The sequence below is a fragment of the Streptomyces ziwulingensis genome (assembly GCF_039542605.1).
Classification (GTDB): Bacteria; Actinomycetota; Actinomycetes; order Streptomycetales; family Streptomycetaceae; genus Streptomyces; species Streptomyces ziwulingensis.
The window spans coordinates 13,092-25,724 of sequence record NZ_BAABIG010000033.1 but is presented as its reverse complement, the minus strand read 5'-3'; the positions used below and the strand labels follow the sequence as shown (position 1 = coordinate 25,724).

Here is a 12,633-nt window from a genome sequence, read left to right as displayed (position 1 = left end):
CCGCTGCCACCCCCGCTGCCGCCGGCGGTGGCCGCGGGGGTGGCAGCGGAGGTTCTGTCGTACCCGGCCGGCTCCGCCCGGGCCGTGCTGAGTACCAGGCACTCAACTTGTTCTTCACAGTCCGACCTGGTCACGTTGCGCAAGTTGGGGCGGAGGTTTCTGAACCCCCGGCGGACCCGCGCGGGGGTGAGTCGGCGGCCCGCAGGATCTGCTCCGGGGCGAGCTGGGCCACCTTGAGTGACGTGGTCTCCATGACGGCTCCTTGCTGCTCGCCGGCCGGACGCATGGTGCGCCCGGCCAATCGCCCCACGGTGCGCGTCCGGCCCTGTGGACAGAGACCGCGCTCCGGGACGCGGTACGCGCCTGACTCCAGGCCCGGACAAACTCGGACCGCAAGGTGCGGTCAAGGAGAGATCGGTCACCTCTCGTCGGTGGCCGTCGGACCGTGGTCAAGGGGTGGCTTCCCACGGCGGCCCCGGCCCGTGCGCAGATCCGCGCGGGGGCCGCACGACCGCCGACCCGCTCCGCAGACCGGAGAAACCGAGGACAGCGTGTCCGCCGAACCCACACCCGACCCCGCCCACGAGCACCGCGCCCCTGCGGCCGCCGGCCCTCCGCCGACGTGGACCAAGGTCCCACAGGCCCCCTCCAAGGGTCCCTCTTCACCGTGACGACCGCCGCGCAGCGCGCCAGCCGGATGAAGCGCCTGGAGCAGGCAGCCCGTACCTGCTTCGCCGGGGAGCCCTGCCCGGGCTGCTGCGAGGGCATCACGGCTGTCGACCACCACCAGGCGGTGCCTGTGGTCTTCACCGAGCTGGAGCGGATCACCGCCGACCCCGAAAGGGGCCGCGGGGAAGGTGTGGCGCAGGCTCGGGCGGGATGAGGACCAGTGGCAGACGCTCGCCGAGGCGCTGGACAGCCCCGAGGGCGACCGGCTGTATGCCGTGCAGCGGAAGGAGGCCCGGCGCCGGCGGGAAGAGCGTGAAGCCGCGGAGCGCGAGGCACAGCGTCCGATGTGCGCCGGTTGCGGCGCGAAGTTCACCGACGAGCGCTGGAAGTAGCAGCCCGGGCGGGGAAGGTCCTGGGGCAACCGTGCCGACGGGCGGTGCGGGCCGTACCAGGACGAGCACTTCGCCCAGTTCGAAGCCGAGCGTGTCGCTCGGCACCACGATGCGACGCCAACGAGGTTGGTGCTCCACGTTCCCGCCCGCTCGGTCCCGCGACCGCGTCTCCACCCGGGGAGACCACGCGCGGCCGGGCGGAGAGGACCGTCACCATGATCTCTATCGAGCCCGGCCTGTCCGCACGCAACGGCTTCGCCGAAAGGGCCGCTCGCCGACGCCGCACTGTCCCGCGCGGCCCGCGCCGGGCGGCTTCTCGCTCACCGACCGAGCCATCGGCGAGAAGCAGGCCGGCCTGCGCACCGAAGCGGTCGCCACGCTCCTCGGAGCGGAACACGGTACCCGTCCGCGCCTCCGAGGCGGCGGGCTGGGACGTGTGCGTGATCCTCACGCCGTCCGCGTACCGATGGCTCAGTGAGGACACCGAAGGCGAGATCGAGGCTCTGACGGAGCTGACCGGACACCCGGTCCGCCGGCAGTACAAGCTGCTCTCCCAGCCGGACGTCCTGCCCGCCCCGGACGCGATCCTCGTGGCCCCGCCCCGCTCACCAACAACACCCTCGCGAAATGGGCCACCGCGATCAGCGACACCCTCGCCCTCGGCCTGATCACCGAGGGCATCGGCCTTGGCCTGCCGATCACCGCCCTGCCGCACTTCAACGACGCCCAAGCAGCACACCCCGCCGTGGCCGGCCACGGCGCCTTCCCGCGCGCGAAGCGGGCGTCACCGTACTGCTCGGGGAGGGCGGATTCGTGCCCAACAAACCGAAGCACGGCGACCTCGACGCCTACCCGTGGCAGGCCGCCATCGACGCACTCCCCGCCTGACAACCACGCTGGCTGCGCCCGACCACGAGGTCAGGGCCGGGCGGACCGGCGAGAGCGACGCCGGTGGCATCGAGAGCTACGCCGCCGACCAGGTGTACTGGGTCAAGGTGCGGTGCGGCCCCCGGAAGGCGGCCGGTACTGGGAAGAGCACGGGACGTGGCTGCGCCCGCCGCTCCTCGTTGACCGGCGCCTCCCGGACCCGGCGGACAGCGGACTGCAGGTTTTGGAGGGCCGTACGCGCGTCGGAGTGCCGCGCGGCCGCCTCCGTGAGCAACCGCGCGTCGCTCCCGAGCACCAGGCGTGGGTGGGACGTCCGTGAGAACCTGCAGCGTCTCGCTGCGTACGCTGCGGGCATCGAGGTGTTTTCGAGGAGGAGCCGCGGATGACTGAGAAGGCGTCTGTTCCCGGGCCGCGCCGGGACCTGGCGATGCACAACGACTGGTGGGTGTCGGGCTGGGAGCACGTCCTGCCCCGTCAGGGCTTCCCGCTGTCCATGCTGGTCGGGACGGCGTGCCGACCCGGTTTCACCGGCTCGCTGGACGACCTGGTGCACGAGATCTTCGACGGGCACTGGGACATGATCGGCGGTGACCTCGATGGTGCGCTCACCTTCTCCTGGCCGGATGAGGAGTGGGATTACGAGAACGCGCCGGAGGGGCGCGAAGCGAACGAGGCGAACCGCTGGGAGAAGTTCGGCACCATGCTGACGACAGCCGGCTTCCCGGTGCCCCGAACCGTGCGGGACCTGTCCGAGCTGTATCTGACGTGGGGTCTGGCCGGCCGCGAGGAGACGCCGGACGGCGCCCGGTGGTCCATGCCCGCGGCGCTGCCGCTGCCCGGCGATCTGCTGCCTCTGGACCCCGGACTCACCGAGCGTCTCGACAGGATTCGCTGGACGGTGCACACCGGCCCGCTCCTCGACACCCTCATCGACCACCTGGTCGACGATCTGGGTGAACCGGCAGAGACCCTCACCTCCCTGGATCGGCTTGCGGCGGCCACGGGCCAGGACGTCGGCGACGTCCGGCTCGCTCTCGCGGGACTCGTGAGATCCGGCGACGCCCGTGTCCAGCGCGGTGAGGAGCCGGCCGACGCGGAGCGCCTGGCGGCACACCGCCGCTTCCGCCTGGTCATGGACTGGGAGCACTTCCACGAGAACCGCATCCGGGTGAGCCGCGGATGACTGAGGACGCGCACGGTACCGTGGGGACCAGCGGCACACGCCTGATCGTGCTCCGCGGCAACAGCGCCTCGGGCAAGTCGTCCATCGCGGCCGCCCTGCGCGAGAAATTCGGCCGCAACCTCGCGATCGTCGCCCAGGACAACCTGCGCAGGCTGGTGCTGCGCGAACGCGACCGGCCCGGCGGCGCGAACATCGGCCTGATCGACCTCACCGCCCGCTACGCACTGGACAACGGCTTCCACGTCATCGTCGAAGGCATCCTGTACGCCGACCGCTACGGCACGATGCTCCAGGACCTGGTGCGCGCTCACCAGGGCGTCACACGGTGCTACTACCTCCACGTGCCCTTCGAGGAGACGGTGCTTCGGCACGCGACGAAACCAGACGCCGAATACCTTGCGCACGTCAACGAGGGGCACCTACGCGACTGGTACCGGGAGAGGGACCTGCTCCCCAACGGCCTGGAGACCGTCATCGACGCGGCCGGCACCCTGGACGACACGGTCCAGCAGATTCTCGCCGAGAGCGGCCTGGACGGCATATCCCCGGTCGACCGCTGAGGGGCGCCACCGCAGGTACGGTCGGCTTCAGGGCAGGCAGGACGGTACACACCACCGGACCCAGGGGGGCCGGTGGGCGGGGAGAACGGGCCGCGGAGCATCCCGTGGGGCGGCCAGTGGCGAGGGCACCTCCGCTTCGATCATGAAATGGATCTCATCCGCTTCTGGATCCGCCGCCTTGAGTGCCCCACCTGCAAGACGCCGTAGGACGCGCCTGCCGCATCGCGGGCGGCCACCCCACCGACCACCACCGACCACCACCGACCACCACCGACCGCCACCGACCGCCACCGGGCTCGCCGTGACGCCGCCGGCCCGGTCCCGTAGGAGGAATGGCGGCAGCAGGGCCTGATTCCGGGGCAGCGGACGTACACGATGCCGGCCGTGCTCAGGGAGACGGAGAGGGCGCGCGCCGACTTCAACGTGGACACCGCCCTGGCCGAGGGCGTGGCAGTCGTCCGCATGTTCCTCGCCGACCGGCTCGGGCTGTTCCTCCGGGGCGAGGAAGCGATGGACCGTATCGACGTCGCCGTACGTCAACTGCGCGAAGTCCGCAGCCCGGTGGGGGCGGCCGGCTCGGTCACCGTCCTTGGCGGTCTCCTCACCGCGCTGCTGTCCGCGAACGCCGGACCCGACGGAGTTCCGGACACCCTGTTCGAGGCCGTGGTCCGCGCGCAGGTAGACATGGCCCGCAGGATGCGCACTGCCGAGAGGAACCGCGCCGGCAACTGACCGCAGGCGCCGTCAGGCGCCGACGAGAGGAGAGGCCGGAGCGGGCAGCTCTTCGCAAGGGGAGCGGCCCAAGAGTCCAGGGCCTGCACGCCCGCCATTTGCGATGCCGCAGGGGGCCGACGGGAACTGCCGTGGCGATACGGGATCACGGCCGGAAATAGGTTGTGGGGCCTGACCACAAGTCAGCATGGGCGTTGTAGAGCCAGACATCGATTTCTGTAATACCACCCGAGTACGCCGAACCATCGAGGGTGAAGTTGTAGCTTATGGTCTCATTGACTGCGAGCTTCCCGCCAGTTGGGCGGCTTTGGGATTCAACCGGGGTGCTGCCGGCCCACGCGTCGAAGAGGACTTGCGTTCCCGCGCCGCCGATGTTCTTCACCCCTCCTTGGACCTGAACGGAGCGGTTGAGCCAGGTGAAGCTACCCGAGGCCGAGTGGGTGCCTCCGCCGGAGGAAACCGCAAAGGTGGTGGTAGCGGCGAGGGCGGGGCCCGCGGCGAGCACGGTGACCGCGGCGGCACCCGCCAGAGTCGCACCGACTTGCTTGAAACGCATGAGATCTCCTTATGCCGGGGTGAGTGGTGCGTGCCTCACGAATTTATGCCATCACCATGTCATGTCTAGATCACTTCAGGTCACGAGGCCGGTGCTCGAAAATATTCGGCCGCGTTATTCGCAGAACTTCCACCGCTATCAGCCCTGCCCGGCATGGCTTTCAGCGCCGGCGGAAACGGAGGCGCCGGTGAGCTTGCCGGAGACGACGGTGCCGGTGGAGGTGCCCACGACTTCTTCCTCGACGACGGTCACGCTGTTCTCGAAGGAGACGACGCTGGTCTCCCCGGTGTTCCACGTGATGGTGTTCGTGCTGGCGGAGGAGCTCAGCAGGGTCAGGCAGGAGGCCGCGGGGGCGGGGAACAGGGTGACGGTGTCGCCGTAGGTCAGCGACGGGTGGGTGAGCGACGCGCGGGAGCCGTAGTGGCTGGTGACACCGGTGGTCGTGGCCTGCGGGGTGTTGGTCAGGGCGGGACTGAAGCCCTGGTCGGCGGGGCCGACCAGGCAGGAGACCTGCGTGAGCGCGGCCTCCTTGGGGGACGCGCGCGCTGACTGCTGGCAGGAGCGGGCCGAGCGTCGGGGTGGTGACTACGGCTGGAAGGGCGAGAAGACGCCTGTTAGGACGCCGCTGCCGGTGGTGGTCGTGGTGGACTGTGCTGGGGAGCATGAGGGGGATCTTCCTGAGCTGAGAGGCACGGACGTGTCGAGTGGCGTGCGTTGCGGGTGGATGTGGACGGTGCGGTCATCGGTGTGAAGCGCTCGCGCGTACGGGCATGGGCCCGTGCGCTTTCCGTACTGCGACCCGGTACCGGCCCCGGCAGCCATGGTGCCGGCGTCGGTTCTGCGCCCGTCCGGGCGGAAGCACCCGGACGGGCGGGGGTCACACGGAGGTGATTGACCCGGCTGGAACGCCGCGGGAGTCGCGGCGTCGGCACGGTCGCCGCGAAGGCGGTGGAGGCCGCCCGGTCCCAGCAGATCGTGCTGCCCGTTAAATTGACGGGCGGCGAAACTGATCTGCGGCCTTGTCCACCTGCCCCTGCCCCTGGACGAGCGGTTCAAGGACAACGACCGGGAGATCCGCGAGACCTTCCGAACCGACGACCACACGGAGGTCATCGAGTCGATGCCCGGCATGGGCCCGATCCTCGGCGCCGATTTCGTCGCCATCGTCGGCGACCTGTCCAGCTACCGTGACGCCGACCGCCTCGCCTCGTATGCCGGCCTGGCCCCGGTCGTCCGGGACTCCGGCCGCCGCACCGGCGACTACCAGCGGCCCAAGCGCTACGACCGGCGCCTGCGGCACCTCTTCCACATGGCCGCACAGAACGCGATGATGCGGCCCGGCCCCTCCCGGGACTACTGCCTCAGGAAACGCGGCGAAGGGCTGCTGCACACCCAGGCGCTGCTCGCGTTCGCCCGACGCCGGATCGACGTGCTCTGGGCGGTGCCGCGTGACAAGAGGCTGTTCACTCCCGCCTCCCGCCCCCCCCCGTCACGCGGGCGGCTGGACTTCGTCATCGAGGTTCCCTTCCGCAGGTGCGGGACCGGAGCGGTCGTTCGTCCCGATCGGCGAGAGAGGGGTGGGATCACACGGAGGTGATCTCCATGGTTACGCAGCCGTACGTGCTGGGTACGGTGCCGAGTCCGAGGGCGCGCAGGGTGATGCCGGTGGCGGGTCCGGTGACGGTGATCAGGACGGTGTCACCGGCGAACAGCCCGGAAGTGACCGTGCCGGTGAGAGTGACCACGAGGACCGCGCCGACCACTGGGGTGGTCCGGTTCGTCGGCAGGGTACTGGTGGCACCGGTGTTCCGGGTGATGGTCCTGGTTCCGGTGCCTGCGGAAAGCAGGTCCAGGCAGGTGCGCGAGGCCGGGGGCAAAGTAATGGCCGATGTCCCTGAGGTGACGGCTGGTGCGGGGAGGGAGATGCGGGGGCCGAACTGGATGCTCGACGTTGTCCCGACCGACTGCGGGGTGTTGGTCAGCGGCGGGGTGTACACGCTGGTGTCGCTGCTGGGCGGGGTGCAGGTGACGTCGAGGATTGCGTTCTCGCGTGCGTTGGCAGGTCCCGCTGTGATCAGGAGACTGACGAGCAGAAACAGCAGGGCGCTCACCCCCGTGAGTGCGGCACGCGAGCCAGGGCCTCTGGAGACGCTGATACGTTCCGCCGTGGTGGGGCCTTTCAGTAAGCCCCCTTGAAGGCACAGCCGCGGGTGCAGTGGGGGTCGCTTGTGTCGATCCCGGGCCCGGCTGTGGTGCTCCCTGCCGGGACGGCCTGCGCTGTGGGTTGCACCGTCCACCGGGCGGCCGGTGGCGTCCAGGGAGTGCACAAGGGCGCCAGAGGCGCGTTATTCACGTGGGCGCGCGTAATTCACGCGGGGAGCGCAGCACGGCGCCCCCGCCCACCGAGCAGCCTGACGCGACGTCATCGACAAGCTGTTCACCCTCACCGAGGCGGTCGTACCGGCTCGGAACAGCAAGACGTAGCAGTTCTTCCCGACCCTGTGGGCTGTGCTCGAATCCAAGAAGGTCGACACGCTGGAGTTCAAGCTCGCCGGCGAGACCGCCCGGTAGCTGTGACTGCACCGGATCCTGGGCGAGCTGCGCGGCCGCTTCGACCTGATCGTCATCGACTGCCCCGGAGACGTGAAGCTCGCCACCGCCGGGGCGCTCGTTGCCGGGGACGGAGTCGTCGGCCGCACCACGTCCCAGGAGAAGGAAGCCCGGGGACTCAACCGAGCCGGAAGACAAGATCGCCGGCCTGGCGGCCGCGTACGGCACATCGGCATGCCAGCAGGAGTCGACTGGGTGGTCATCACCGGAAGGGGTCAAGCACGGCTCGCAGGGCAAGGTCTGCAAGGACATGGAGGACCAGCTCCCCGAGGCGTACGAGGACATCGTGCCGAGACGGTGCGGGCCGACGTGCGGGTCCCGGAGGCGTACACCGCTGCTCGGCCAGTGACCCTCTACAGCCCCTCGACTGTGGCAGCCGAGGCATACACGAAGATCGGCCGCCAGACGAAGCTGTACCGCTGGATCTTTACGGCGTGAACCACCGCCCCGCCCGCTGTCCCCGGACCGCCGGGGGCAGCGGTCGTTTGTGACCGTCAGGGCCCGGCAGAGATGTCGTGGCTTCCGATGCGGCGACAGATGATGTGCCGCTCGTCTTCTGTGAACTAGAGGGGAACGATGACCTCGGCCATCACGCAGGATCAGCCGGCCGGTTCTGAATCGTCATGGAGTGGGCCAATCACGCGGGGCGATCACGGCCAAGGACTGTCATCGCTCCGTCCTCCCCCTCCCCGCGCCGGAACCTTCACCGCAATGCTCTGACGTGCCTCCAGTGCTGGACCGGGCGTCACGCACACGGCCCCCGTGACCGCGGCAGCGGTGAACATGGAACACTGCCGTGATGGACGGTGACGGGCCGCGGCTGAGCGGCGTCGCGCAAGCCGAGGCCAGCATGAAAAGCGCCGACGGCTTTCTGGAGATGCTTGAGCGCAGCGGTCTGCCGCCGCTGCGCGGTGACCGGCACACGGGCGAGGACTTCCACGCCGACGTGGTGAGCCGCGACCTGGGCCCCTTGCGCCTGACCGAGCTGGTGACCCCGGAGGGGGAGTGCTTCCGTGACGCCCGCTCCGGACGTGCCCGCGACAGCGAGCTGTGGCAGGTCGAGGTGGTGACACGAGGACAGGTACGCGTCGAGCAGGGCGGCAGTACCTCCGTGCTGGGACCCATGGACCTGGTCCTCATCGACCCCGTACGGCCGGTGCGGTTCGCCAGTTCCGCGACCACCCACGTGACCATGCTGATGCCGCGACACCTGCTGCGGCTCGGCGTGGACGACGCGGCGCGGCTGGTCGGCGTGGGGATTCGTGGTGACCGGGGCCCCGGAGCGCTGGTGTCCTCGCTCGTACGGGACATGACGCGGACCCTGGACGGGTTCCGCGCCCACGAAGCGGACCGGTCGGCGGCTGCGGTGATCGAACTGATCGCGGTGACGCTGGAGTCTCGCCTGCGTGACGTCCGGCCGGTCGACGACGACGTACTCCGCGCGAGAGTCATCGGCTTCATCGAGGCGAGACTGTCCGACCGGGATCTCACCCCGGCCAAGGTGGCCGCGGCACACCATGTGTCGGTGCGCCGGCTGCACAAGCTCTTCCAGGACCAGCCCCTGACCGTGGCCGCCCTGATCCGCCGGCGGCGCCTGGAGCGGTGCTGCGCGGATCTGGCCCGCGGGCACACCACGGTCGCCGCGGTGGCCGCCTCGTGGGGTTTCGCGGACCCGGCGCACTTCAGTCGGCTGTTCAAGGCCACCTACGGACACAGCCCGGGGGCACGCATGTCCAACGACGGTGCACTGATCGTCAATGACCACCTCGTCAAACCCGGCAAGGATGGTGGCTGAAAAGACGTAAAGCGGAAAGGGCCCTGAAAATGAATCCGTCGCTCGACACTCTGCGTGCTGTCCCTGCCCGAATGATCGAGGGGTGGAACCGTGGTGACGCGGCCGCGTTCGCCGCGGACTTCGCGCAGGACGCCGAGCTCATTGATTTCGACGGCACTGTCCACAAGGGACGTGACACGGTGATCGCATTTCAGCAGCCGGTCTTCGACACGGTACTGAAGGGCTCCCGGCTCGTGCGGAGCGAGGTGGAGTTCACCCGGCTCGTCGCGCCGGGCTGCGCCGTGGTACACCACCGCTTCGGCATGGTGATGGCCGGCGAAGAGGAACCCCCGCCGACCCGTTACTTCCTGCAGCTGTTCGCGATGGTCTGGCAGAACGACCGCTGGGAGATCGCGACGCTGCAGAACTCACGTCTGGTCTCGCTGGAGTCCGCCATGGCCCTGGACGCACAGGCGACCACGTAACGGAGACCGGTGCCCGCCTCGCCACCCGGGTACCCCGCGCTGCCTGTCTGCGCGGCTTGACTCTGTCGGGGATCTTGGAGATGCCGGTCAGGTTCCCAGGGTTCGCCAGGACTTCAGCCGAGGTATCTCGCGTTGGTCGAGGTGGTGCTGGAAGGCAGTCGGTCGACGGGACGTGGGCGCTTCTTCGGCCGGTGGCAGTCCGCTGAGGCGCTCGATGTTGACGGCAATGGCCGTCAGAACGTGCTGGATGCGGGCCTTTCTTTGTCCTCGGTAGCGGCAGCGCCGCATGCCGTGTCCGTGGGCGAACTCGTTGACCGTGCCCTCCACTCCCGAGCGGACCGCATAGCGGGTCTTCCACTCGGGCGTCTGTTGCTCCGCGCGGACGCGAAGTTGCAGGTCACGGAGTTCTCGGGGGAAACCCCACGGTTCGGGCACTGTCGGCGGTGGAGGTGCACTGGGTGCGGGCCGGGCAGGGACGGCACTGACTCTTGGTGAACCTGGCCACGATCAGCGGGGCCGCGGTGGGTGACGAGGTCGGGTGAGGGCCGTGCCAGCCCGCACTGACCTGCCCCTGGGGGCACGTGACCTGCTGACGGTCGTAGTCGATGTGGAAGCCGTCCCGGGCGAAGCCCTCGTTCTGCCGGTGTTGGCGGGTGGGGTTGCTCCGCAGCGGCCCGGAGACCGTGACCTGGTGTTCACGGGTGGCTTGTTCGAGGTGGGGCAGGGACGTGTAGCCGGCGTCGACCAGATGCTCGGCGGGCAGCAGCCCGCGCCGCGCCAGACGGGTGTGGATGCCGGGCAGGACCTGACTGTCGTGGGTGGTGGCCGCGGTGGTGGCCACGTCGTGATCACGTTGGGGCCGTCGGGAGCACAGGTCTCCGTCAGATGAGCGGCGAACCCCTTCCAGTTGATGATGTGCCCGTGCCTCGCATAGCGGGCCGAGGTGTCGTAGGGCGAGACGACTGCCCGGGACGAGGGTGGCAGCCCGGGTCCGCCTTCCTTCTCGGCGGTGCGCCAGCGCAGCCGGCCTGCCTGGTCACGGTGGTAGTTCTGCACCATGATCTGGCGCAGGGCCTGGACGCGAGGGCCGGACGTGCGGCCTGCTCCGTGCCGGTAGAGGTGTTCCAGGAGCCGGATGGCATCGTTCCCGGTGGCCAGGATTCTGGTCGTGGGCTTGTTGGGGGTCTTGCCCAGGCGGACTGGCCGACCGTAGCGGCGGCCCCACTCCTCATCGACCAGTTCGTCCAGCAGGTGAGGGGACATACCGGCCACTTCTTCGAGTGCGGCGCGGACCGCCTCGGTGACCAGCTCCAGGCGGGTCAGGTCGCGCACCGCGGCCAGGACGTGGGTGGAGTCGGTGCGCTGCGTGGTGCGCTCGCGCACCAGTCCGGCCTCCGTGAGGCGGGCCAGCGCGAGGTCGAGGAGGCGGTCAGCGCGATCGCCTTCGGCGAGACGGTCACGGAAGTCGGCCAGCACGCTGTGGTGGAACCCGGGATCGTCCAGTTCCATTGCCATGGCGTACTTGAAGTCGATGCGACAGCGGACCGCCTCGGCGGCCTGCCGGTCCGACAGGCCGAGCAGGAACTGCAGCACACAGACGGTGGCCAGTTGAGCAGGCGAGAGCCCCGGGCGCCCATCCCGCGGGTACCAGTCGGCGAAGTCCTCGTCGCACCACAGCCCATCGAGGCGATCGCGTACCCATATCGCCGTCGTACCGCCCGGGTTGCTCGCCCGCGCGATCCGCGCGGTCAGAGAAGGGACTTGCTCACCGGAACGTGGGCGAAGGGACAACGGGCACCTCGACAACTACATCGGTCGGCGGAACCACCCGAGCATGCCCGTTGATCATGCTGCCGCACCGAGGAACTCCAAGATCCCCGACAGAGTCAACTAGGGCGTTTCGTTTGGATCAGCGGGCTGACCAGAGGGAGATGCCCGCGACGTGGAGGCCGGCCAGGTAGATGGTCGCGGTCTTCTCGTAGCGGGTGGCGATACCGCGCCATTGCTTGAGGCGGTTAATGCACCGCTCGACGGTGTTGCGCTGCTTGTATGCCTCTCGGTCGAGGGCAGGTGGGCGCCCACCCCGGCTGCCGCGCCTCAGCCGGTGGACATTCTGATCGGCCCGGACGGGGATGACAGCCCTGATGCCACGGCCGCGCAGGTGCCTGCGGATCGCGCGGGATGAATACGCCTCCGCCAGGACCACGTCGGGCCGGGTGCGGGGGCGGCCCCGGCGGCGGGGGACGCGCAGGCGGGCCATCACCTCGGTGAAGGCCGGCGCGTCGTTGGCCTGCCCGCCGGTCAACACGAACGTTAATGGGCGGCAGCGGCCGTCGGCCGCGAGGTGGATCTTGGTAGTCAGTCCTCCGCGAGACCGGCCGATGCCATGGTCCGCTGGCTCGCCCGCCGGGGCCCCTTTTTCCGGGCTCCGGCAGCGTGCTGGTGGGCACGGACGAGCGTGGAGTCCACCGATACGACCCAGTCCAGGCCGCCTTCCTCGTCGGCCTGGGCCATCAGCGCGGTGAACACGCGCTCCCACGTGCCATCCGCGGCCCACATCCGCAACCGGTTGTAGACGCCCCGCCAGTTGCCGTACTTCTCAGGCAGGTGCCCCCACTGCGACCCGGTCTGGAATTTCCACGCGACCGCGTCGATCACTTCGCGGTGATCGCGCCACCGGCCACCCCGCTTCGGTGTGCGACCCAGCAGCAACGGTTCGATCCGCGCCCACCGCGCGTCAGTCAACGGCACACCCGGACCAACGATCAGACGATCGGAAGGGAG

At 69.6% G+C, this 12,633-nt stretch carries 14 protein-coding genes and 1 pseudogene; 9 read left to right on the top strand and 6 right to left on the bottom strand.

Features of this window, described 5'->3' with window-relative positions:
- Window positions 1–667: 667 nt before the first annotated feature.
- The 5 genes from ABEB00_RS17655 to ABEB00_RS17635 all read left to right on the top strand — a co-directional run bounded on the left by ABEB00_RS17655 (window position 668) and on the right by ABEB00_RS17635 (window position 4,424).
- Window positions 668–883: a hypothetical protein gene (locus tag ABEB00_RS17655; protein ID WP_345620705.1), complete on the top strand. Its 216-nt coding sequence runs from the start codon at window positions 668–670 to the stop codon at window positions 881–883.
- Window positions 858–1,061, top strand: a complete 204-nt coding sequence (locus ABEB00_RS17650) for a hypothetical protein (protein WP_345620704.1) — start codon at window positions 858–860, stop codon at window positions 1,059–1,061. Before ABEB00_RS17655 ends, ABEB00_RS17650 begins: the two co-directional genes overlap by 26 nt.
- A 1,270-nt stretch (window positions 1,062–2,331) precedes the next feature.
- Window positions 2,332–3,132: a DUF6042 family protein gene (locus ABEB00_RS17645; RefSeq protein WP_345620703.1), complete on the top strand. Its 801-nt coding sequence runs from the start codon at window positions 2,332–2,334 to the stop codon at window positions 3,130–3,132.
- Window positions 3,129–3,692 carry an AAA family ATPase gene (locus tag ABEB00_RS17640; RefSeq protein ID WP_345620702.1) on the top strand — a complete coding sequence of 188 codons (564 nt, stop codon included), beginning with the start codon at window positions 3,129–3,131 and terminating at the stop codon, window positions 3,690–3,692. Before ABEB00_RS17645 ends, ABEB00_RS17640 begins: the two co-directional genes overlap by 4 nt.
- A 384-nt stretch (window positions 3,693–4,076) precedes the next feature.
- Window positions 4,077–4,424 (top strand): hypothetical protein, encoded by a 348-nt coding sequence (locus ABEB00_RS17635; protein ID WP_345620701.1) that lies wholly within the window; start codon window positions 4,077–4,079, stop codon window positions 4,422–4,424.
- Between the two features lie 145 nt (window positions 4,425–4,569).
- Here ABEB00_RS17635 and ABEB00_RS17630 read toward each other — a convergent pair whose 3' ends face one another.
- A complete protein-coding gene (locus ABEB00_RS17630; RefSeq protein WP_345620700.1) occupies window positions 4,570–4,980 on the bottom strand; it encodes a hypothetical protein in 411 nt (136 codons plus the stop codon).
- 61 nt (window positions 4,981–5,041) lie between these two features.
- On the opposite strand from ABEB00_RS17630, the gene ABEB00_RS17625 reads away from it, so the two are divergent.
- Window positions 5,042–5,362: a hypothetical protein gene (locus tag ABEB00_RS17625; RefSeq protein WP_345620699.1), complete on the top strand. Its 321-nt coding sequence runs from the start codon at window positions 5,042–5,044 to the stop codon at window positions 5,360–5,362.
- A 512-nt stretch (window positions 5,363–5,874) separates the two neighbouring features.
- Window positions 5,875–6,466, top strand: a pseudogene (locus ABEB00_RS17620) (transposase); the annotation flags it as partial.
- Window positions 6,467–6,563: 97 nt separating this feature from the next.
- On the opposite strand, the gene ABEB00_RS17615 reads toward ABEB00_RS17620, so the two are convergent.
- Together ABEB00_RS17615 and ABEB00_RS17610 are read right to left on the bottom strand one after the other, a co-directional pair.
- On the bottom strand, window positions 6,564–7,091 hold the full coding sequence (locus ABEB00_RS17615) for a hypothetical protein (protein WP_345620698.1): 528 nt from the start codon (window positions 7,089–7,091) through the stop codon (window positions 6,564–6,566).
- A 238-nt stretch (window positions 7,092–7,329) separates the two neighbouring features.
- Complete coding sequence (locus ABEB00_RS17610) at window positions 7,330–7,842, bottom strand: hypothetical protein (protein WP_345620697.1); 513 nt, start codon at window positions 7,840–7,842, stop codon at window positions 7,330–7,332.
- 547 nt (window positions 7,843–8,389) lie between these two features.
- Here ABEB00_RS17610 and ABEB00_RS17605 point away from each other — a divergent pair.
- Both ABEB00_RS17605 and ABEB00_RS17600 read left to right on the top strand, forming a co-directional pair.
- On the top strand, window positions 8,390–9,385 hold the full coding sequence (locus tag ABEB00_RS17605; protein WP_345620696.1) for a helix-turn-helix domain-containing protein: 996 nt from the start codon (window positions 8,390–8,392) through the stop codon (window positions 9,383–9,385).
- 29 nt (window positions 9,386–9,414) lie between these two features.
- Window positions 9,415–9,849, top strand: coding sequence for an SgcJ/EcaC family oxidoreductase (locus ABEB00_RS17600; protein ID WP_345620695.1), 435 nt, complete (start codon window positions 9,415–9,417; stop codon window positions 9,847–9,849).
- 87 nt (window positions 9,850–9,936) lie between these two features.
- Here ABEB00_RS17600 and ABEB00_RS17595 read toward each other — a convergent pair whose 3' ends face one another.
- The 3 genes from ABEB00_RS17595 to ABEB00_RS17585 form a co-directional block, all read right to left on the bottom strand.
- Window positions 9,937–10,284 (bottom strand): transposase, encoded by a 348-nt coding sequence (locus tag ABEB00_RS17595; RefSeq protein WP_345620693.1) that lies wholly within the window; start codon window positions 10,282–10,284, stop codon window positions 9,937–9,939.
- A gap of 72 nt (window positions 10,285–10,356) precedes the next feature.
- On the bottom strand, window positions 10,357–11,640 hold the full coding sequence (locus tag ABEB00_RS17590; protein WP_486389428.1) for a transposase: 1,284 nt from the start codon (window positions 11,638–11,640) through the stop codon (window positions 10,357–10,359).
- Window positions 11,641–11,758: 118 nt separating this feature from the next.
- Window positions 11,759–12,615 (bottom strand): IS5 family transposase gene (locus tag ABEB00_RS17585; protein WP_345620912.1). Its coding sequence is split into 2 segments (ribosomal slippage): window positions 11,759–12,244 and window positions 12,247–12,615, totalling 855 coding nucleotides; the frame shifts between segments, so codons are not numbered across the junction.
- Window positions 12,616–12,633 lie beyond the last annotated feature (18 nt).

Excerpts from the sequence above, each read along its gene's own strand:
- ABEB00_RS17645 (WP_345620703.1), top strand. The coding sequence starts at position 2,332 with ATGACTGAGAAGGCGTCTGTTCCCGGGCCGCGCCGGGACCTGGCGATG.
- ABEB00_RS17640 (WP_345620702.1), top strand. The coding sequence starts at position 3,129 with ATGACTGAGGACGCGCACGGTACCGTGGGGACCAGCGGCACACGCCTG.
- ABEB00_RS17630 (WP_345620700.1), bottom strand. The coding sequence starts at position 4,980 with ATGCGTTTCAAGCAAGTCGGTGCGACTCTGGCGGGTGCCGCCGCGGTC.
- ABEB00_RS17625 (WP_345620699.1), top strand. The coding sequence starts at position 5,042 with ATGTCTAGATCACTTCAGGTCACGAGGCCGGTGCTCGAAAATATTCGG.
- ABEB00_RS17610 (WP_345620697.1), bottom strand. The coding sequence starts at position 7,842 with ATGTCCTTGCAGACCTTGCCCTGCGAGCCGTGCTTGACCCCTTCCGGT.
- ABEB00_RS17605 (WP_345620696.1), top strand. The coding sequence starts at position 8,390 with ATGGACGGTGACGGGCCGCGGCTGAGCGGCGTCGCGCAAGCCGAGGCC.
- ABEB00_RS17600 (WP_345620695.1), top strand. The coding sequence starts at position 9,415 with ATGAATCCGTCGCTCGACACTCTGCGTGCTGTCCCTGCCCGAATGATC.